Below are 21,900 nucleotides of genomic sequence, written 5' to 3' on the forward strand. Positions count from 1 at the left end.
TGTACTAGTTTTCCGCTGGTTTTTGTCCCGATCGCGGCTCACCTGGTATGACCACGGTGACCATCGTCCCGACGTTAGGCAAACTTCTCAGGGAGACTGATCCGGAATGTTCTTCGACGATTTTTCTGACTATGGCAAGGCCCAATCCCGTCCCTCGCGCGCGAGTCGTGAAAAGTGGCTCAAAAGCGCGGTCCGCGGTTTCGGAATCCATGCCGATGCCGTTGTCTTCCACTTCGATCCGGACCCCGTGGCCGGCAATAGAAGTGGTAACGGTCACCTGCGGCCAATAGGCGCGCTTTTGTTCGGTCTCAGCGGCTTGTCGAGTGACCACAGCTTGAACAGCGTTCTCAACGAGATTCACCACCACGCGACGCATCTTCTCCCGGTCAAAGTGCACCGGCGGAAGTATTGGAGAGAGTTTGCGCAATAGCCTCATTCCGTCCGGCGGAGTCATCTGATCCAATATCTCTTCAAGCCAAGGATTGATTTCTCCATGCGCGACAGTGGACCGTCTTCCCCTGGTGTATTCCAGCAGTTCCCCTATGATGGCGTCGCATAGCCCTACCTGCTGCTCGATTCGCTCAAGATGCTTCTTGACCTTGTCCTCTGAATTACCGAACTTCCGCGCCAGGTAGTAACCGGAAGAACGGATCACTCCCAGGGGATTGCGCAATTCATGGCTTACTATTGCTGTGAGTTGCCCAAGGACGGAGAGCTTCTCGCGTTTGATCAGTTCAGCTTGCGCGGCCTGAAGGTCCCGGGTGCGCTCTTTGACTTTCTCCTCCAATTCGGCCGCGTGCTGGGTGAGCAAGGCTTCTCGTTCCTGATAGTAGTCTATTTTTCGCTCCAATTCCCCGGGGGTCACCCTCAAGCTTGCGAGGATCTCTGCGAACACTTCCGAGAGTTCCCTTGCTTCGTTGGCGGTAAAGATCTTGGCCTCTCTGAGTGCCTTGTGGGCCGCAGCGGCCCCTATGGAACCCGCCAGGGATTTTTCCACCTCACTATGAAGACCGGCCAGTTCCACAATCGAAATCCGGCTCGTTCCTTTGATCCCCGCGGCCTGAAGACATTTTTCCGTCATTGAAGCCGCTTCCGTTTCGCCAAAGTATTGGCCGAGCAGCCTGGCTATCAACTTGCTTTTGTCTTCCGCATCAATGTACGACTCTCGGTGGCTGGAACGACTCAGAGCCGCGCTCGTGGTGAGCGCGCCCACAAAATCCTCAGCGACGCTTTGTTCTTCCTCGCTCTGCTTGAAGTAGAGAGACCCCAGGACATAGAGGCCGATATTGAAGAACATAGACCAAAACACCGCCTGCGAGAGGTTATCCAGAGGCAAAACACCAAAGAGTTGTTCCGGGCTCAGAAGCCCTATGCCCCAGGGACCATTGCGTAACAGACCGTCAGATATCCAGCCGCTTCTCACAAATGCCGGCAGCAACAAGGTATAAAACCATATGACGAACCCCGCGCTCAAACCCATCAACGCGCCTGCCTTGTTGCCTCGGCGCCAGAAAATCCCTCCCAAAATTACAGGAGCAAACTGAAGAGAAGCCGCGAACGCGATCATGCCGATGTTGACCAGCATGTAGGATTCGCCGACTTGTCGTTCAAACCAGTACCCGATAACAATTATTCCCGCGACGGAGACCCACCGGCATTTCAGCAGGTGCCGCCTAAGGAAGCCCAGCCATTTGATCCACCCTACGATCGGCAACAACAAGTGGTTGGTTATCATGGTCGATACGGTGATGGAGCTGATCATAATCATTCCTGTGGCTGCGGAAGCACCACCGATGAAAACCGAAACGGACAGCCATTTTTGGCCTGCATGCAACGGCAGATCCAGAACAAAGGTGTCGGCCTCGGTTGCCGGATACCCCTGGAGCAGCCCCCCCATGGCAATGGGAAACACGAAGATGTTGATCAAAAGCATGTACAGGGGGAAAAGCCACATTGCCGTGCGAATGTGGTTTTCGTCGAAGTTTTCCACCACGCCCACATGGAATTGCCGGGGTAGAAATATGATCGCGGACATGGATAGTATCAAATAAGTGGCCCACGTGACCGGAGAGGCGTGGTCAGTTGACCAGATCTTCACCTGAGCGGTTGGAACGCTCTCGGATAGCCTCCCGAAAATGTCACCGAAGCCGTCGAACATGAAATACGTGACGAAAATGCCTGCCGCGAGAAAAGCCACCAGCTTCACCACGCATTCCACCGCCACCGCCATGATGAGGCCCGGGTGCCTCTCGGTGGGGTCCAGCCGCCTGATGCCCAGGATAATGGTAAACACGATCATTAGGGCCACTACCACAGGGCCCAGATGCATTCCGATCCATGAAGTCGTTTCCGGAGAGGTAATGATGGCAAACGTGGAGATGACGGCTTTGAACTGGAGTGCGATGTACGGCATCGTGCCGACGAGAGCTATCACAGTGGCAAGCGCGGCCACAGTCTCCGATTTGTTGTAACGGGCTGAAATAAAATCCGCGATGCTCGTTATGTGATGCACGGTCTTGATCCGGACGAGTTTGCGCAAGACGGTCCACCAAAGGACAATGGCAATAGTGGGACCGAGATATATGGGCAGAAAGAGCAGTCCCGACGTTGCAGCCTTACCGACACTGCCATAGTACGTCCACGCGGTGCAGTAGACCGCCAGCGATAGGCTGTAGACAAGGGAATTGTTGACGAGACTCCTTCCGGCCGCTGACCTCCGTTCCACCCATAGCGCGGTAAGGAAGAGCAACATCATGTAAAGGCAAAACACTGTGATGACAGTCAAGGAGTCAAGCATGGGAATCCTCTATTTGCTCCCACTCTCGGTGTCATCAGATCCGTTCCCCGCGTCAAGGCTTCTGCTTACCAAAAACAGGAGGAGGACAATCGCGGCCCAGGCCAAGAAAAGATACACGAACATCGTTTGCAGCCGATTTACATCCGAAAAGGAGACTAGCGGCCAACTAAGCAGAACCAGACTGCCGCAGAACAGCAACGCGTGAAACTCTCTCTGGCGGAACAGAATTCTGAGCCTTTCCATATGCTTACCTCCTGGGCCGATAGGACATGCATTGGAACGAGGCTTCCGCCTCCGGCAACAGACTTCAAAGTTATCCCCGGAGGAGGTTTCCGGACACTTTTTACGTTGCCTCAGGCGGCGGTCGTCTTTTGGTCTATTCTCAGCTTCCTATGCGGCCTAGAGTGCAGACTACGTCGTTCAGGCCTATATAAAAGAACGAGAAAGTGGTGTCTTGGAGGGTAATAATTTTATCTCGGACCCCTTACCACAAGGTTCGAGTCTTCGCTGTCATTATTGTAGAATTATGAACGGCCTGTCGTCAAGGCAAGAAAGCGCAATGGAGACACAACTGGTGGGGTGGCATTAAATCCACTGCAATCCTCGAAAGGACTAAGGGCAATCCTTCAATGAAGATTCTTGCCGTGGCCGATTTTTTTTTGGCTCGGGTTTAGGAGTTCCATTAGTTGCCGGATTCTGCAGCTGTATTCTCAGGTTCTTCAATTCCTGGCGCAAGGCATTAATCTCTTTTGTGAGGTCTGTCACCGCTTTCTGGTCGATCGGCGGTTGCGTGGGAGGTGCGAGCCTCTTCGAAGCGGGCGTGGGGGAAGGGGTTATTTCAGGGACTATGTAAATATGTTTTTCAACACCTGCGGGCGTGGGGGTAGGGGTGGCCCTGGGCTTGTTGGTGTCCAACGACTGGATACGACGATCCTCCAACGCCTCCGGCCTTAGCTGGGCCAGGGCGTCCCCGGCAAAGAGACCTGAAAAGATGAACCACGCGCACACTACAAGTGTTGCGGCAATCAAGGGAACGAATCTCAATCGTCTGAGCTTGTTGAATCCGGCCATAAGCTGACACTCCCAGTAAAAAGACGAAGGTTCGGATTGAGTCAGCACCTAAAGATATTTTAGGTCAACAGTACGCAAGCCGCAAGTTTAGGAAATCGGCCATTATGCCAAACAACCTCAAGAGGAAAAGCCGTCTAAAACGCCCCGTCAATCTGAAGGTTTACCGTAACGACCGGATCAATAGTTCGGTCCGGCTTAATGCCAAACATATTCGCGGAAGTAGGGACCTCCCAATTCGGCACAGACTTGTCAACACACCCGAAGTTGAACCATCTTCCCGGTTTCCAATAGTTTACCCCTAATCCTATAGACCAGCGCGAAAGAAGCTCCCATGCGAAACCGACACCCATCTCCCATCCCAGGTTATCGTCGGGTGCGGCAGGTGAAGGGTCCGTGAAACTACCGCGAACGGCATAATTCACCGCGCCGAATTTGGTTGGGTCAGTTTCCGGCCTAACGTATCCCCAGCCATAGTTGCCCGACACCCTCCGGGCGGTAAGAACGCGAAACCATAGATCCAGATTTGCGGCCAAAGAGTAGTTGAGCTTGGCTGCAAACGTGGATGCGCCGGGAATATCGCTAAATCCGTTGACGCCCCCGGCGTAAGTGCCGGCCACTATGGCACTATGGTTGGAAAAAAAAGATGACCCGCTTTGTTCCCTTTCCTGGATAAAAGGTTGCCGGTCTATCAATATTCCGTGACGTCGATCCGGCCCTGCCATACGAGAATATATCATGGAGAGGATCGCAGGCCCGCGGGCCGCGGTGATCTTGGTCCCCCAACGCCACGATTCGATGTACCTAGGTGCGAACAAGCTGCCGCTTCCATCCGTATTGTCAGGGATTCCCAAAAAGGTGCCATCGGCCGATCTCTGGAATCGAATGGTCCGATAATACCAGTCCAACTCCGAGGCTACACTAAGCCAGCCATTCCGCCACATGAAGTAAATCCACCCTTCACTTGTAGAGGTTTCTGAAGGCGGGAAGCTGTCACGTGCCTTGGGATTCTGGGGGGTTCGTCTTGCAATTTGCTGGGATTCCGGTCCTTCTCGGAAGCTCCAATAGATTGTTCCGGCTTGGAACTCGCAATATGTCGAGAAATAAGTCATGTACGCCGTAAAATTCATGCTTCTGACGCTGTTAAGATCCGAGGGGTCCCAATATGCCGTGCTCCCTCTTCTCAACGGGTAAATGCCCAAACCCACAGTGAGATCCGGAGAACGCGTGGCACCCCAAGCCATTTGCCAGGCCCAGGATTCCCGCGGGCTGTCTTCAAATTCATAGTCTGTCGGCGGGCCGAAGATGTTGGTTTCCAGGCCTATGAATTCTTCTGTCCTGGTTGCCCCAAACTGAAGATACAATCCGTAGCCGAATCGTCTCTTGCCATAGTAAATGAGCCCCCAGGGCGTGTCGGCGTCAATGGTCCACCACAACCAATTACCTGTGGAAATGGGGGTAAATAAGCGGGGCTGTGTCGCAACATCGTAAGGGCCGATCTGATAAGCCGCGCTTACACGGACCGCTTCAGTGAATTTGATTGTGGGCTTTATGATGGTAGTAAGAGTGGCTGTTGCGGCGCTAGCCCCGGAGAGGATTTTCTGCCCAAGCCATCCGTTTAGCGGAGCAAAATTACCGGTGGCGCTATTGTCTATATTAAACGGGCCAAAGAACCCATTATCCCCCAGCTGGGAAGCATAGTTATAATCTAGGAATGTATCCGCTTTGTGCGAAAATCGAGTCTCCCACAGCCCCCCGCGGACGGCTCCCGGCAACAACAGGGTCGCGGCCAAAAGGAACCCGATAAGCCTATGGCGCATACCCACCCCTCTTTAAATTCAACCCAACCGAAATGATCTTAAGTCTGCACGGGCCCACGACGGATTCCACCGAGATCTACCGTTTGAAGGGGCAGTCAATGATCGGGATAAAAGGTTTCTAATTAGACGAGAAATGCGAGAGATTGAGCCATTTTCTATGCATACGCTATGACGTGACACGGTGTCAAGAAAGAAATACGACTCCCGAATCTCGGGCGTCTTTCGTTAAAGCTGTGTTATTGAGCCACTCGTTTCATTGAGGATGGAGGAGAGTTTTTGATCCGGGATCTTGATTTAGAAATGAAAGGCTGTCGGCCGGGCTATCTTTTTCCGAAGGAACCGGCAATCAATTCCTGCCAGTTGTCTTCGCCGGGCCTGGGTGGGCGGGAGATGTGGGGATGATTCTTGATTTCGGTCCTGTGGCTTAATCCGAACACGAGGCTCAGCTCGCGACTAATAGGGCTCTCGCGATAATCGACGAACCGGAGCAGCCTTCCCATGTTCAGGTCCCACCAGTCATTTTTGACAGGGATGATTTCAGGGAACTTCAGGTGGGTCCCTTTCTCCAGATCCCAGATATATTCCGCAAAGGGCCAGAAGGTGTACTGTGAGTAGACGAGCAAACCTTTCCTGAAGCGCTTCTTGATCTTGCTGAGGTAGAGAAATTTCTTCTCCGTGGCCACCTCGTCGTCTGTCACCGATATATATCCATCGCCGCTGGACGAGGTCCCCCGTCTTCGATCCTTCTTGGAGTAGTAGAAATAGAAAAGACTCAACTCCTCTATCCCGCCCCCGGTCCCATAGGTAAACAGAGGCCTGAAGGAATACCGGCGGTGGCCGCTCTTATAGTGTTGATAGTAACTGAATAACGGCCAGAGGAGGTTGGTGGTAGAAGAATACCGATCGTCTTGCCGTGAATACACAGGAAAGAGCAGTGCGCGGTACGATGATGCCTGATCGGTTCCCGGGTACTTGTCCGTGGATTGAAACAACGGCCATAAGAAGTACGTGGAATGATACTCGTTGCGAACGGTATCTTTCCCGAAAAGCGGCCACACTTTGATGGCGGATCTCCCTGGACTGTTCGCGTAAGTGACGATCGGCCAGAGCATGCGAATGGTCCGTGCATCGTCGTCGGTGTTTTCGTAATAGAGCGGGAAAAGAAAAAAGAAGTTCTTGTCAACGCCGTATCTGCGGTACGTATAGCCGTAAAAGGGAAAGAAGCCCCAGTAATTCTGTCCCAGATCCGAACGTCCATGATACAGGGTCAAGCACCTGGAATATCCGTCAAAGGGCGGCAGCTTGGCCCACCGGCTCTGAAAGAAGGGGGTGAAGCGGAGCTTGCTCTGGAAGGTCGATTCTTCACGCGCGCCCAATGGGTAGAAAAAATCCACCCTGTCGTACGTGCCGGGTACCCTCGAGTGGAAGAACAACGGAGGAAGCCCCCATCCTTCTCCAAATGTCCAGATCTTATCTGACGCTCGAGGATTCATGGAACGAATGGTCAGGTCCGGGTCCACTGCAAACAGGGTACCGGGGGTCGTCACGCGCAAGAAATCATACGCGGAACCCGGCGCAGACGAGGGCTGCGCGAGAACCAGGATGGAAACAAACAGGGCCGCAACCGAAAGAAATCTGATTCCACTCGTGGGACAGGACCGGGCCAAACATCGGCAACGGGACATCGCGCTTGGCCGGCAGCCGCGATGCTGATTGGCGGCCATAATCACTATGGTTGCCGTTTTCATCACGGTTTTTCCTACTTCAAGAAAGCGCCCAGAATGACGGCCAGAGTACTTATGGGGGTGGCTTCGCCAACGTCTTCCGCTGTCTTATTCATGTTGCGGATAGCGCGACGAGCCTCGTAATACATCTCGGGATCGTTAATCAACCGCCCCATGACTCCCGGTCCGTACTGAATCCGATTGGAGAGATTTCGCACATCTTTGACAAGGCCCTGGGCATCCCGGTACAGGGATTCGTCGTTTATGAGTCTTCCAAGCGTGCCTCTTCCCTCGCGAATGTCCTTGGTGATGCCATCCAGATCCGATGCGACCTTGGAGAACTTGTTACCGGTTTTTTCCATGTCATCCATTGTGCGGTTAAGTTTGTCCCGGTTGCGCATCACAATTTCATTTAGACCTTTAGTGAGGTTATCAGTATTATCCACAGTCTGGTTTATCTTGGTCTTGTTACGGCCGAGTATTTCCTTCAAATCCTTCGTGGCGGCATCCGTGTTGTCGAGAATATTGCCGACCTTCTCGCTTCCTTTGTCGTCGACCATCTGCTTTCGCGCTTCTCGGGTCAAAGCCTGCAAATCCTGCGTGATTACCCCTAAGCTCTCAAAGACCTTTTCCGGTTCCGTCGGCTCGTACACCAGAGTTAATTCCTCGCCGGCCTTGAGCTTGCGAACATTGGGCTTCCCGGGCTCAATGACCACGTATTTGTCGCCCAGCAATCCTTTGGTTCTCAGGGCCACACGTGAATCAGCCGGAATCGTATTTTTGTACGCGTCGTTGATTTCCAAGACAGCCAGGGCCTTGCCGGTCTCCGGGTCAAACAGAACATCCTTCACCGCGCCCACTTTTATGCCGGCAATTTGAACCTGGGCTCCCTGGACCAATCCTTCCGCAGATTTGAGTCGGGTCTTGAGGATGAACCCTTCCTTTAGGCCAATGTCGAGAACCTTCACCCAGACGTAGCCGAAGATGGCCAGGGCTGCCAGAAAGAAAATCCCGACTTTAGCTTCCAGGGTGAACCGATTCATACGGGTTTGCCCTTCCTGCTCACTCAATCGCCATGGGGCCTTCCGGGGAGCCGGTCAAGAACTGGCGAACCGCCGGGTCCGCGCTGTTCCGAATCTCCTCCGGTGTGCCCTTGGCGGCAATTCTGCCGTCGAACAGCAACATTACCTCATCGGACACATCCAACACGCCCTGGATGTCGTGGCTGACCAGGACATAGGTTATGGAACTCCTGGCGTGCGTATCCTTGATGAGGCGGTAAATAACGCCCTTGGTAATCGGGTCCAGCCCGCTGGTCGGCTCGTCGAAGAACACCAGTTCCGGGTCCAAGGCCAGGGCCCTGGCCAGTCCGACGCGCTTGCGCATGCCTCCTGACAATGCCGCGGGATATTTGGCTTCGTGACCTGACATGCCTACGACTGCGAGCTTTTCGTGAACGATGTCCGCAACCTGTTTCTCCGAAAGCCGCAAGTGCTCCCTAAGGGGAAAGGCCACATTGTCCTTCACGGAAAGGGAATCAAAGAGCGCCCCGTCCTGAAACAGCACGCCCAAACGTCTCCGAATCTTGTTCAATTCTCTTGCGCCCATGCCCACGATGTCGTTGTTGTCGATAAAAATCTTGCCACTATCCGGTTGTTCCAGCCCTATCAGGTGCCTCAAGAGAACCGATTTGCCCGCACCCGACCGTCCCATAATGGTACTGACGCTGCCGGCCATGATTTCAAAGCTCACGCCGTCCAACACTTTCTGCTGACCATATCGTTTGTGGACTTCCTCCAGTCGGATCATTGAAAATCCCAAAGTGTGCTCACGCGGACCTAAAACATCAGCACAGTCATAATGTAGTCCGAAACAAGCACCATCACAGATGAGGCAACGACCGCCTTGGTCGTCGCAATGCCTACGCCACGGGCTCCTCCCGTCGCGTAGAAACCCTTGTAACAGGCTATCAACGACAATATGAGACCGAAGACCAGGGCCTTGATCAGCCCGTGCACTATGTCGTCCGCCTCTACGTAGTAACGAACCGCGGCCATAAAGGTCCCGCCGTCAATCCCGAGAAAATAGATCGAGAGCACGTAGCATCCGACCATTCCCGAGAAACTGAAAATCCCTGCCAGCGGAGGCAGCACCACTGTGGCTGCAAAAACCCGGGGCACAACGAGATAGTGAACCGGATCCACCGCCATGCTGGCAAGAGCGTCAATCTGCTGGGTGTTCCTCATGCTGCCCAATTCCGCGGTCATGGCGGAACCCACCCTGCCAACGACCATCAGCGCGGCGATCACGGGACCCAATTCACGAGCCATAGCCAGCGCCACTGTTGCGCCAACCATGGATTCTGCCCCATAGCGATGCAGGCCGTTGTAACCTTGCAAAGCCATGACCATACCGGTAAACGCCCCGGTCAAGGCAATCAGCAGCACGGATTGAGATCCGACAAAGTCCATCTGCCTGACAAATTCAAAACCCCGGAATGGGGGCCTGAAAAGCCAGACCAGGCTCCTGCAAAACATGGTCAAGATTTGTCCGACCTCTTCGACAAAGACGCGCACCAAGTCCACCAGGCCAAGCGCCAGTGATCCGAAGAATGCAAGAAGCCTCAATTGTGCCTTCCTTGGAAGATCTCAAATGCAAAGCCGGCACTTGCCGGCCCAACCCAAAACGCAATCACCAATTGTGCCGTTCCTTCCAGGGCAGAACACTGGAGCCCTCATCGAAATCAATACCCCGAATATGGGGCGCTTCTCTCGTTGTTCCTTCCCGGAACCTTTGAGAGAAACTGGACTAGACCTGGCAAGGCACAGCCAAAGGTTTGGGTTATTCTAATCCAAAGTTTTAAAAAATGTCAATATCTTTGTGATAAAGGAAATACATTCAGGACGCACATTTGAAATCGCTACCAACAACCTGACAACATTTCGGATATGAATCGCATTACACCGGCTATCCTTTTAGTGCCGTCAAAGCGTCTCGATGGTTCGGTTGCCGGGGAGGCCTATCGCTCCTGTCCAAAAAAGGATTGGATGCTTCCACGGCCCTGCACAATGCCATTGAAGTTGGATCATGCGAGTGATATGGTGATTCTCTGATTAGAATAAAGTTATGTTATTTCAGGGACATAAGGAGCAAGCATGCCTTCGGCCGACTTTGTTCACCTGCATCTTCATACTCAATACTCTCTTTTGGATGGAGCCATCCGCATCCCGGATCTTATTGCCCGGGCCAAGGATTACAAGATGCCGGCTTGCGCGGTAACAGACCACGGCAATCTTTTCGGAGCCATGGAATTCTACTCTCAAGTTAAGGCCGGAGGCATCAAGCCCATTATCGGATGCGAAGTGTATGTTGCGCCCGGGTCTCGCTTCGAGCAGTCCGCGAGGGCAGGGGAGAGCGCCTATCATCACCTGATCCTTTTGTGCGAGAGCGAGAAAGGTTACCGGAATCTTTGCCGGCTGGTGAGCCTGGGCTACCAGGAAGGCTTTTACTATAAGCCTAGAGTGGATCACGAAATATTGGAGAAGTTTAACGAGGGATTGATTTGCTTGAGCGGTTGTCTGTCAGGTGAAATACCCGCCTCCATCCTCGCCGGTGATGAGAAGCGAGCCGAAGAACAAGCCACCTGGTATCGCGATGTCTTCGATAAGGGCCGATTTTACCTCGAATTGCAGGAGAACGGGCTTCCCGAGCAGAGCAAGGCCAACGCGGGATTGATCGCCCTGGGCAAGAAGCTCGAAATAGGCGTCGTGGCGACCAATGATTGTCATTACCTCGATCGATCGGACCACAGGGCCCATGAAATCCTTCTCTGCATCCAGACCGGAAAACAATTGGACGATCCGGGTAGAATGAGCTTCGCTTCCGACCAGTTTTATTTCAAGTCTCCGGAGGAAATGGCTCATGACTTTCGTTCCATTCCCGAGGCATTGAAAGCCACTCGCCAGATAGCCGAGAAATGCTCCCTGCTCCTTGACTTTGACCGAGTGCACATGCCGCGCTTCGACCTGGGCACCGGCGAGACTTTGAGAGAGCGATTCGACAAGGACGCCCACGCCGGTTTTGAGCGACGCGTAACCAGACTAATCGAACGGGGCGAATTGAACTCGGACCTGGAAGGACAATACAGAGAGAGACTGGACCGCGAGATCCGACTGATTCAGGAGAAGGGGTTTTCAGGCTATTTTCTCATCGTTGCAGACTTCATACGATTCGCGAAGGAACACGGCATTCCGGTGGGACCCGGTCGAGGGTCGGCAGCGGGCTCCTTAGCGGCTTACTCCCTGGGAATAACGGACATTGACCCGATTCGATACAAGCTCCTCTTTGAGCGATTCCTCAACCCGGAACGCAAGAGCATGCCGGATATTGACGTTGATTTCTGCATGCAGGGTCGCGATCAGGTGATCGAGTACGTTTCTCAAAAGTACGGAAAGGATAAAGTTGCCCAAATAATCACCTTTGGAAGAATGCAGGCTAAGGCAGTGATTCGCGATGTGGCCAGAGTTATGGGATTTCCTTACGCGGAGGCGGATACGATTGCAAAGCTCATTCCGGATGCTCTTAAAATGACTCTGGACAAGGCTATTAAAGAGGAACCCAGACTGAAAGCCAAGATGCAAGAGGACAGGGGAGTGGCAGATCTCATGGACACTGCTCGTGCGCTGGAAGGGCTGACTCGCCACGCCTCGACCCATGCCGCAGGAATCGTAATTTCCGACAAACCGCTCGTGGAACACCTTCCCCTGTACGTAGGCCAAAACAAGGAGACCATCACACAGTTCGATATGACCTGGGTCGAAAGGATAGGGCTGGTAAAGTTCGATTTCCTGGGCCTCAAAACGCTGACCGTTATCGATCAGGCTGTACGCCTGATTGAGAAGTCCAGGGGAGAGAAATTGGACATGGGTTCCATACCTCTGGATGACAAGGAGACGTTTGAGCTTCTCTCCAAAGGTACGACTCTCGGGATTTTCCAGCTTGAATCTTCAGGCATGAGGGACGTGCTGACCAAATTCAAACCTTCGGTTTTCGAGGATCTTATAGCGATTTTGGCCTTGTACCGTCCCGGACCGCTGGAATCGGGAATGGTGGAGGATTTCATCAACCGCAAACATGGCAGAACCGCCATCGAATACCCATTGGCTGAACTCGAGCCCATACTCAAGGAAACCTACGGTGTCATAGTGTACCAGGAACAGGTGATGAGTATCGCGACCCTGTTGGCGAGCTATTCCTTGGGCGAAGCCGATTTGTTGCGCCGCGCCATGGGCAAGAAGAAAGCCCAGGAGATGGCAGAGCAAAAGAGTCGATTTGAAAAAGGGGCCGCGAAAAACCGTATCGATCCTGAGAGAGCCGCTTACATCTTCGACCTCATGGAAAAGTTCGCCGGTTACGGGTTCAACAAGTCTCACTCCGCTGCCTACGCGATGGTGACTTATCAGACAGCGTATCTCAAAACCCACTATCCAGCTGAGTTTATGGCCGCCCAGTTGAGCTGTGAAGCCGGAAATACGGACAAGATCACACTGTACATTTCCGAATGTCGCGACATGGGAATAGAAATACTGCCGCCCCATGTGAACGAGTCTTTTCAGGATTTCCACGTGGCCGGAGAAAAAATCATTTTTGGATTGGGCGCAGTAAAGAACGTTGGAGAAACAGCAGTGAACTCCGTCCTGGAGTCAAGGACGGAAATTGGGCCGTTCTGCACTATTCAGGATTTTGCAAGGCGGGTAGACTTGCGCAAAGTGAACAAAAAAGTCATCGAAAGTCTGATCAAATGCGGCGCCTTCGACGGACTGGGACCTTCACGGCGAGCCATGATGGAAGCCCTGGACAAGGTGTTGGAACATGCCAACAATTTCCAGAAAGAGAAGATAGAGGGCCAATTCAATCTTTTTTCAGTGGAATGCGCTCCCGGCGAACCGGAGTCTTTCATGGACGACCCCATCCCTGAACTGCCCGAATGGGACGACCAGCTCAAATTGTCTCACGAGAAGGAGTTGATGGGGTTCTACGTCACGGGGCATCCTTTGACGAAATATGAAGATGTGATCAAGAAGTACGTGAACGCCTCTTCCGGCACCCTTGGCGAAATCCCATCGGGTTCGGCGGTCAGGTTAGCCGGCCTCGTGAAGAAAACCAAAGAGATAACAACTAGGAAAGGAGAACGTATGGCCTTTGTGGCCTTGGAGGACCTTGCAGGAGTGGTGGAGATCACGGTCTTTTCGGACCTCTATCGAACCGGTCGGGCTTTGCTTGAATCGGGAGAGCCTTTGCTGATAGTCGGGACACGTGAAGGTGACACTGACTCGCCTAAAGTCCTGGCAAGTGAGATTCATCCTCTGGAAGAAGCGCCCAGGCATTTCGGCAAAGGAATAAGAATAATGATCTCGACGCTCGGAACAGGGCCTCACCAAATAAGAGACCTTAAGAAGATCTTATCCCGCCATCGTGGCCGCATACCTGTGAAACTTCACGTCGTCATACCGAACCGCACCGAAACGGTCATTAGCCTTTCATCAGTGGCCTGCGACGCTTCCGACACCATGGTCGCGGAGGTTCACGACGCATTCGGCTACCCCGCGGTGTCTTTTGAATAGGATGGATCGTTTCCAACCAGAAGGCCTTACGATTGAGCGTCTTGCATACAGGGATTGCGAGCTTGCCTAGCCCTGGATCTGGCCGCTCCCGTTCAGAATTTCCTCCTTGGCGGCAACAAGGATTCCTTTGCCGGCCAGAAGGCCCCTAGGACTTTTTTCCGCAGCGAGGTGTTTAAAATTCTGAGTGTAATAGTGCGAAGGGCCCAGTGCACTAAGAAGGGCCATAGCAGCCAATGCCTCCCATGCCATGAAGGTTTTCACGTCGAATCCCGCGCCTAGCATCCGCTGAGCCGCAGAAATAAGCTCGTTTAGAGACTCCATGGTCATTGCCTCCTTTCACTACTGGAGAACGACCTCTTTGTTCGCCAAAAGTTCCAATAAAATTTGAAGCGCGTGAGAGGAAGCGACTAATGATACGGGTTTCAAGGGGACTCGGTGTTGCTTATGGACGATGTGCTTTGCGGATCACCCATGTTGGCTGCCACAATTATACAAGTGTCCAAAATAGTGTCCGATTAGGAAGAGCGCCTCTTGGAAATCCGTAGGTGCCAGCCTCCGGAAACTGTCTCAAAATCGTGGAATCGAGGGATTCCAGGGTAGGGGCGCTTCGAGAAGCGCCCTGATTTCGGGCGGTTCACGAACCGCCCCTACAGACCGTATGATGAAATCGCCAGTTTTGAGACAGTTTCTCCGTGCCGGCACATTTTTCGGATACAAATCAATCACGCCTAGGGCGTGACCCGGAAGGGACGACGGACCGAGGGCCGTGCAAAAGGTCAAAGTTTGTGACAACCCGTATACCAACCCCCATGCCGAAAATCGCCGCAACGAATTATGAAAATGCTTCTCAGATTTGGTGCCACGGACGAGCTTCGCACATCCGTGGCACCACGTAGAACCTGCCTCTCTTTCAACAGTAGGGCATTTTCATAAGAATTCACTCTCACGGAAAAGCAGTCCCGCAAAACAAGAAAGGCGGCTCCGCACGGAACCGCCTTTTTCCCTGAACAAAGAACGATCAAACGTGATGTGTGTCGTGATCCGACTTGATGCCGTAGCCAAAAACTATGGCCTTGAAGTTTTCACCGATGGTCTCTCCAGTTGTGGCCAGGTACAAATGCGCTACCAGGAATGCTGCGAAGAGCCCTCCCAGAATGAGATGCACAACGGCCACCACCGTCATTCCGCCTATTGCGGCTATGAAGCCCTTGAAGGTCTCCGGATACATATAGATCAACCCGCTAATCAGCAGCAGAGGAAGGAAAAGCACCTGAAACTGCAAGTATGCTATTTTCTGAAGCGGGTTGAATTTGTTGTCTTCAGACGGGGCATATGGGTGCGGCTCGTGCTTGAAGATCCCGTATCCGTAGAATTTGGCCTGCTGGATCATTCCACCCGGAATTTCTCCCTTTTTCGGAAAGTAGTGGGTGATCCTTCCGGTGATCAGGTTGTACACAAGCCATACGAGAAACGCAATCACCGCGGCCCATCCAAACCAGTTGTGAATATCGACAGCCCAACTGAACCATCCAGGGAACTTCTCAGGCCAGTGAAGGATGATCCCCGTAATGATCAGCATCACAATGCACAAGGCCTGGAACCAATGCCAGATCCTCTCGATCAACGGGTGCAGCAGTATCTTTTCTTCCGGCAGATGGAGAGGCCCTTTGCGTCTGGTAAGGATTCTCAGCCCCCCATGAACAATGGGTAGACCCAGGGGAGCGATTACCGCAAGAATGATGATAGTGTCCAGAGCCGGGATTCGATTGGCGCCGATGACGTAGTTGAACTTCTTACGAATGTCGTTGTTTATGAAGCCGGTTTGTTGAATATAGGCGATGAGTCCTGCAGGCTCTTTTTTGGCCTTGGACAGGATGGTCATCTTGGTGTGGCAGGCTTCACAACCTGCGACCTGGGTCTTGACCGCCGGGATGTTGTGAACCCCCGCTTCTTTCCCTTGATGGCAGGTCATGCAATCGAGGGAGGCCAGATGCATCTGTGCCTCATAAACCTTCTTGTGCCCCTTCAGCGTGTCCATGCCGTAAGCATTATGGCAGTCCACGCATGCCTTCCGCGCGAAATCCTTTTCGTAAGCTCCCTTTCCCTTACCGTAATGCACATCATGGCATCCTATGCATTTGGGAGCCTTTGGCCCCGCCTTTTCGCCGTGTGCGCCGGCCTGAATATTCTCCACGAAATCCTCGTGGCATTCCTTGCAATCCACCGCCTTCAAGCGCTGAGGATGTGGGATTTCCACAACGTCTTTGTGGCAGGCTACGCACGTGGTGTCCGCGTGGACTCCGTCGGCAAACTTCTTTTCCTTTATGGCAAGGGTTAGCTCACCGGTGACGTAAAGGGGCTTTGTCCTCGGAGGGGCCGGTTTGTCCGCGACCACTACCTGTTCGGTCAAGTCTTCCTTTGAAAGTTTTAGAATGTCCGGGTTGTGGCATTCGATGCAAGACTGGTTGGAGAGTTCTTCCGACTCCTTTTTTTCCGCGGCCGGCGCAGAAGCGGAACTCCGGTCTTGGGCTTTGATGGGGACGGCCCCTTGGTGGATAAGCAACATCAGAGCCGCGACTCCGATCAGGCAGTAGCCTATCCACCTCCAAAGGGGGGGACTGGTAGATCTCTGGTTCATGGCAGACTCCTTCCACGAAACGGAATATCGAAATAACGTGAAACCCCAAAAAAATCTATGTTAAAGCGGGGGAAGATAGATCGGTAATTATTACACACCGAACGCTGTTCACGTCAAGAACAATCCAGGAAAAAAAAAGCCCCCTCGGGTGGAGAGGGGGCCGTTGGTGATCTTGATATTCCTAAATGAGTCTGCCTACTTGGATTCTTCCTTCTCTTCCTTCTCGCCGGGTTTTGCCGGGTGGCACTTGGTGCAGGCCGTCGGACCGGTCTTCTTCTTCTCTTTCTTGAGCGCCTTGTGGCAGTTCTGGCATTTATCGTGATATGCCTTTTCCAGTTTCAGCACTTTGCCTTCGGCTTCCAGCTTGTGGCACGCGGCGCACTTCTTTACTTCTTGGCCTTCCTGCCAGACGTTCTTGCCGTCTTTAAATTCGTGGTGGCAGTCCGTGCATTTTGCTTCTTTGTGCTTGGTGTGGGAGAAGACAACGGGGGATTTTTTCGGCTCTTTGAAAACGTCCTTGGACTCGATAGTAACGTCTTTGTCCGGCGCTTTGGTTGCTGCATAGGCCAAAGTGAAAGCGGCCAAAACCGCTACCCCTAGTAATAGTGCAAGAAAAACTTTCCCTCTGTGCCTCATAATCAGACCTCCTCAACTGAGTGGAATACACCAGGAACGCCGAGAGGAACTCGGCTGGATCTCCTTCTGTAAAGATCCGTTACATTAACATACGGCCCTGTGTCATTCAAACTTTTTTTCCGGTTCTACACCGAGCAGCCGCAGTTCTTCGAGCACCATGCCAATGAGGTCATCGATCTTAGCAGTCACTGCATTAGTCATTTCCAGTCCGAAAGGCTGTATGTTCTCCGGTTCCACGCCTACCACCACCACGCTCTTCGGCCCGGATTCCAAAAGGTTGCACAGGTTCAAGGCTTCCACCAGATCGCTGTCGTGGGCGGACTGCTTGGCCCGGAGTCCTTTGGGCAAATCGTCACGCTCCAGGCGGTACAACGTGCCAGGTTCGCCTCTTCCAAGAATAGCGTCCACTACTATCAAGCGGTCCGCCTCTTGAATAGTGGACATCAGCCACAACCCCTGAGTGCCTCCGTCGACCACCTTAACGTTTTCCGGAAAACCGTACCGGCGTTGAAGTTCTTCCACAACCCTGACGCCAACTCCTTCATCCCGGAGCAGGATGTTGCCTACTCCGAGAACGATGATTCGTTCCGTATTACCACTCAAAATTCGCGCTCCTAATGCACCGAATGCTTGGGAGATTCTGAAACGAATCTCCCGACACCGAGACCTTCATTGGTGGGCACAAGCCGCGGCGGCCGCCAAATCTCCAACAAGGCACAATTCATAACACGTTTTGGCAAGAGCTGAAAGCGCGGCAGGAGAGAATAGTAAGCATTCACTCGCGTGGGAACAGTTGACCCGGCAAAGCCATTCCGCGTTCAGCAAGGGGTTACTGCAGGGATCGCGGAGAATGGCTCTTTCGACCACTCCCCAAACTCTCTGCGTTCCCGCCCGCGGCAAGCTATTTATTTCTTGAGAAAAAGCTTTTTTTCTTGGGGGTTACTTTGGCGCCCTCGAGTTCGGCCAAACGGCGAAGAAGTTCTTCCTGCTCTTTGCTCACTTTGGTTGGGGTCTCTACGTATACGACAATTCTCAGATCTCCTCGGCCACGTCCCCGCAGGTGAGGAACACCTTTGCCCGCAATCCGGAACTCTCGGCCTGATTGGGTCGCCGGCGGGATGTCCATGGCCTCCGTGCCTTCCAAAGTCGGGATCTCGATTTGTCCGCCCAGGGTGGCTTGACTGTACGCAATCGGCACCGCGGCAAAGATGTCGTCATCTTGACGTCGAAAGATCTCGTGGGGCTCCACGTGAATAACCACGTAGAGATCACCGGGAGGCGCTCCAGGGTCGCCCGGCTCGCCTTCTCCCTGGAGCCGAAGCCGGGAACCGGTCTCAACGCCTGGAGGGATCTTTAAAGAAAGCTTCTTGCTGATAAGGACCCTGCCTACGCCACGGCACGTGTCACAAGGGTCTGTTATGACCGTCCCGCTGCCTTGGCATCTGGGGCAAGTGGTGGAGATGGAAAAGAAGCCTTGCGACCTGGTTACCTGTCCCCGGCCGCCACAGGTATTGCAGACAGCAGGCTGGGCCCCTCCCTTGGTGCCAAGGCCGTGGCAATTCGGGCAAGGCTCGTGCCGCGACAGGTCTATCTCCGTTTCTCTACCGGAAACAGCGTCCATGAAATCAACGCTAAGGTCGTACCTGAGGTCCGCGCCTCTGCGAGCCCTCTGACGATGTGCCCCTCTGGTCCCGAATCCGAAAAATTCTTCGAAAATGTCCCCGAATGACGAAAAAATGTCGTCAAAGTCTCTAAAGCCCGTGAAACCGGTCTGTTGCAGCCCCGCATGACCGAATCTGTCGTAAAGCTGCCTTTTTTCAGGATCGCTCAGGACCTCGTAGGCCTCAGCCGCTTCCTTGAACTTTTCTTCCGCCGCCTTGTCACCTCGGTTCCGATCCGGGTGATGCTGCAGGGCAAGCTTGCGATAGGACTTCTTGATTTCTTCTGCGCTGGCGGTCTTTACGACGCCAAGCACTTCGTAGTAGTCACGCTTAATCATAAGAACAATCCGAAAATTCCGGTGGTTTACGAAGAAGGAGTCTTCCCCGTTTACGACGATCTCTTTATATAAACATTCGGAGTGGTTTTGTCATCCCGTGCCCGCGTTTTTTCTTGCGTCAGTGCCGCCGCGGCGGCCCTGGGGTCAGCGATCCCGATCCGTGGCTGCGCGGTCCTTCAGTTCCTCTTCACCACATTTAGGGAGCGCTCCTTCTTTGGTCAGAAGGTGAATCACGCACGCGGTCCGGAATTGGCAATATACGCGAGGTGTATGGCAACATGCGCAATCAACGCACATGTAATTGCCGTCCTTTTGGCAATAAAAGGGGCCTTCTCTTTCAGGATGACGATAGCACGGTGTGCTCATTGATCTGTTTTGACCCCGTCTTGGAACCGCCACACGAGGCTCTATTCCTCCGGAATGATTCGTTTCTTACCGATTTCCAGTTCATGAATCGGTATGAGTATGTCAGCTGCCGCTTGGACTCGTTTCATACTCTCATAGGCCTGAATTGCATCTAAATGGACCCCCGGAGCTATTACGCCGCCGCCGGAAGGAAAATTCTGGCCGTTGCAGCACAGCCCGGTAATGACGGCTTTGCCCTTGGCTGTGTTCACGACAACCGATTGGCCGCCGGGAGTGTGCCCGGGCGTAAAGAGGACTTCAATGCCGTCAACGATAGAAGAGTCCCCTTCGACGGTTACAATGTTCACTCCGTCGAGCACGTCGGAGTAATACCGGTGATCGATGGGGTGCGGGTTGCGAAAGAAATCCAGTTCCGCTTTCTGCACGTACACCTTTGCGTTGGTGCACAGGGCATCATTTTCGCAGTGGTCGTTGTGGAGGTGAGTGTGAATAATAATGTCCACATCCTCAGGCGTCCATCCGACCGTCTCCAGTGCCTCCTCAAACGGTAGTACCGGAAATCCCAGGCGCTCTTCCAGGTCCGGCGATTCTATGAACTCCTCGATACCCGTATCGACCAGAATCTTTTGAGTCCCGCCCTTTATCGCGAACACATATATGGGCAACACGATTCTTTTGCCGTAGAAGCGCTGATAGGTCATTATCCCTTGATCGGTCTCGTTGTAACCGACCGCAAGCGGATGGATGGTGTATACGGTCATATGTCTCTCCAAGAGAACTGTGAAAACAATGCATACAAGCCAAGTTAGAAGGTTTGCAGCACGTTGTTCTTTTTCGCCACCCGGAAGTAGTATAGTGCTCCAAACTGCATTGGACAAGTCGGAAGGATTTGGGACGAATTGCGGCTAAACGCGGAGGAAGCCTTTTTCCGCATGGGAACAAGATGGCAGATCTCAAAAGGAAAACGGAGTCACCCATGTTTGGGCCTGGAGGCAAACAGCGAGAAGCCCTATCCGCGTAGTGGCGCGGGCTCTTCTCTAAGGCGATCAAGGATCTCTTTTGTCTGTCCGGGATCGACTCCGCATTCGGCGAGAACAGTTTCAAGCTTTCCGGAAGCTTCCGCCTCCCAAAGCTCTCGGAGATCTTTCCGCAATCCCTGACCAATATAGAACTTGATGAGAGCCTGGTACCCGCCCATGCCCTTCAACGGTGCAACCTGCTTAAGGTCTTCCAGCACGTCCTCGGGAATGCGGATAGAAATATGCTTCATGGGTCGATCTTTATGCAGAATTAGTTTCTTCACAGCGTTTTTTCTCCACCGAAGTGGTCAAGCAGGTCTAGGCTATCCACCGAATTCGGAGGGCACAGCCCGCCCTACAAGAAGGATCTTGCTCATTCGTAGGGTGGGCCGCGCCCGCCGAACTTGACCATTGCCCACGCCCTCGGCGGAATCGCTCCCCACCAACGGTGATCAAACCGCTTGGCTCCCTACTTCTCGCTTTCCATCTCATCCAGGTTTTGTCGCGCTGAACGCAATTCGGCCAGAATAGCTGTCATTTCTGCTCGCTGAGCTTGGAGGGTTTGTTGTTTCCGTCGCACTTCGTCCGGATCAGAGCCCCATGCGCCGGCGGTGGCGTTGATGTCGCGCTCCAGGTCCGCCATCCTGGCCCTCAAATCTTTGAGCTGTTCTTGGAGCGCTTCGATTCTATCAAGGAGGCTGTTCCGTGTCTCAGACCTTTCCGGGCCTGGTTCAGGGGCCGCGGCCTTGGTCGTAACTTCCCCGGGTTGTTTCGCAGCAGGTTTGCCTCCACGGTATAGATTCTTGTAAGAAACGAGGTACGTGACAGCTCCGAAAATCAACAATGTAGCTGCTATCCCCACCAGGACCGCCGACCATATTCTGAAACCCCATTGGTCCCTTTTGACCCGCTCCGGTACCGACTCGACACCCTCGGGGACAGGAGGCGGAGGCTCAACTTCCTCCTCTTCTTCTTCCGTGGCATCAGGCATGAGTTCCATCAGACATAGAGCGGAAATCGAGACAAGCGAGTCCGTCAACCGCTGGCCTTCGGCCTTGTTAAGCCTATCTTTGATGACCAGCGGCGCATCCATCAAGAAATCCCAGGCCTGTTCCTCCGTGATTTTCAGGACGCGGGCAAGATCACGACAGAAGGCCCTGGCGTCCTCGCTCGTAAAACCATAGAACTTGACCTGGTATCTTGCAGGCAT

The 21,900-nt window shown here is 53.3% G+C and carries 17 protein-coding genes; 1 reads left to right on the plus strand and 16 read right to left on the minus strand.

Features of this window, described 5'->3' with window-relative positions; genetic code table 11:
* Nucleotides 1-4: 4 nt before the first annotated feature.
* The 8 genes from HY913_02100 to HY913_02135 all read right to left on the minus strand — a co-directional run bounded on the left by HY913_02100 (nt 5) and on the right by HY913_02135 (nt 9,946).
* Entirely contained in the window at nt 5-2,797 is a 2,793-nt protein-coding gene (locus HY913_02100; protein ID MBI4962046.1) for an ATP-binding protein, read from the minus strand.
* Between the two features lie 9 nt (nt 2,798-2,806).
* Nucleotides 2,807-3,040, minus strand: a complete 234-nt coding sequence (locus tag HY913_02105) for a hypothetical protein (protein MBI4962047.1) — start codon at nt 3,038-3,040, stop codon at nt 2,807-2,809.
* Between the two features lie 369 nt (nt 3,041-3,409).
* Nucleotides 3,410-3,868, minus strand: a complete 459-nt coding sequence (locus tag HY913_02110; protein MBI4962048.1) for a hypothetical protein — start codon at nt 3,866-3,868, stop codon at nt 3,410-3,412.
* A 134-nt stretch (nt 3,869-4,002) separates the two neighbouring features.
* Nucleotides 4,003-5,685 carry a hypothetical protein gene (locus HY913_02115; protein MBI4962049.1) on the minus strand — a complete coding sequence of 561 codons (1,683 nt, stop codon included), beginning with the start codon at nt 5,683-5,685 and terminating at the stop codon, nt 4,003-4,005.
* A gap of 320 nt (nt 5,686-6,005) precedes the next feature.
* On the minus strand, nt 6,006-7,433 hold the full coding sequence (locus HY913_02120) for a hypothetical protein (GenBank protein MBI4962050.1): 1,428 nt from the start codon (nt 7,431-7,433) through the stop codon (nt 6,006-6,008).
* An 11-nt stretch (nt 7,434-7,444) separates the two neighbouring features.
* Complete coding sequence (locus tag HY913_02125; GenBank protein MBI4962051.1) at nt 7,445-8,452, minus strand: MCE family protein; 1,008 nt, start codon at nt 8,450-8,452, stop codon at nt 7,445-7,447.
* A 19-nt stretch (nt 8,453-8,471) separates the two neighbouring features.
* Complete coding sequence (locus tag HY913_02130) at nt 8,472-9,218, minus strand: ABC transporter ATP-binding protein (protein ID MBI4962052.1); 747 nt, start codon at nt 9,216-9,218, stop codon at nt 8,472-8,474.
* 29 nt (nt 9,219-9,247) lie between these two features.
* The gene (locus HY913_02135) at nt 9,248-9,946 is read right to left on the minus strand and encodes an ABC transporter permease (GenBank protein MBI4962053.1); all 699 of its coding nucleotides are present in this window, start codon (nt 9,944-9,946) and stop codon (nt 9,248-9,250) included.
* Nucleotides 9,947-10,564: 618 nt separating this feature from the next.
* On the opposite strand from HY913_02135, the gene dnaE reads away from it, so the two are divergent.
* The gene (gene dnaE / locus HY913_02140; protein MBI4962054.1) at nt 10,565-14,032 is read left to right on the plus strand and encodes a DNA polymerase III subunit alpha; all 3,468 of its coding nucleotides are present in this window, start codon (nt 10,565-10,567) and stop codon (nt 14,030-14,032) included.
* A 66-nt stretch (nt 14,033-14,098) separates the two neighbouring features.
* Here the strand turns inward: dnaE and HY913_02145 are convergent, their stop codons facing one another.
* The 8 genes from HY913_02145 to HY913_02180 all read right to left on the minus strand — a co-directional run bounded on the left by HY913_02145 (nt 14,099) and on the right by HY913_02180 (nt 21,900).
* Nucleotides 14,099-14,353: a hypothetical protein gene (locus HY913_02145; GenBank protein MBI4962055.1), complete on the minus strand. Its 255-nt coding sequence runs from the start codon at nt 14,351-14,353 to the stop codon at nt 14,099-14,101.
* Between the two features lie 697 nt (nt 14,354-15,050).
* Nucleotides 15,051-16,670 carry a cytochrome b/b6 domain-containing protein gene (locus HY913_02150; GenBank protein MBI4962056.1) on the minus strand — a complete coding sequence of 540 codons (1,620 nt, stop codon included), beginning with the start codon at nt 16,668-16,670 and terminating at the stop codon, nt 15,051-15,053.
* Between the two features lie 195 nt (nt 16,671-16,865).
* Complete coding sequence (locus HY913_02155; protein ID MBI4962057.1) at nt 16,866-17,306, minus strand: cytochrome c3 family protein; 441 nt, start codon at nt 17,304-17,306, stop codon at nt 16,866-16,868.
* 102 nt (nt 17,307-17,408) lie between these two features.
* Nucleotides 17,409-17,909, minus strand: coding sequence for a HyaD/HybD family hydrogenase maturation endopeptidase (locus HY913_02160; GenBank protein MBI4962058.1), 501 nt, complete (start codon nt 17,907-17,909; stop codon nt 17,409-17,411).
* A 298-nt stretch (nt 17,910-18,207) separates the two neighbouring features.
* Nucleotides 18,208-19,305 carry a molecular chaperone DnaJ gene (gene dnaJ, locus HY913_02165; GenBank protein ID MBI4962059.1) on the minus strand — a complete coding sequence of 366 codons (1,098 nt, stop codon included), beginning with the start codon at nt 19,303-19,305 and terminating at the stop codon, nt 18,208-18,210.
* 407 nt (nt 19,306-19,712) lie between these two features.
* Nucleotides 19,713-20,432 (minus strand): N-acyl homoserine lactonase family protein, encoded by a 720-nt coding sequence (locus HY913_02170; protein MBI4962060.1) that lies wholly within the window; start codon nt 20,430-20,432, stop codon nt 19,713-19,715.
* Nucleotides 20,433-20,680: 248 nt separating this feature from the next.
* On the minus strand, nt 20,681-20,974 hold the full coding sequence (locus HY913_02175; protein MBI4962061.1) for a hypothetical protein: 294 nt from the start codon (nt 20,972-20,974) through the stop codon (nt 20,681-20,683).
* A gap of 185 nt (nt 20,975-21,159) precedes the next feature.
* Complete coding sequence (locus tag HY913_02180) at nt 21,160-21,900, minus strand: hypothetical protein (protein ID MBI4962062.1); 741 nt, start codon at nt 21,898-21,900, stop codon at nt 21,160-21,162.

The sequence above is a fragment of the Desulfomonile tiedjei genome, assembly GCA_016212925.1.
GTDB lineage: Bacteria > Desulfobacterota > Desulfomonilia > Desulfomonilales > Desulfomonilaceae > JACRDF01.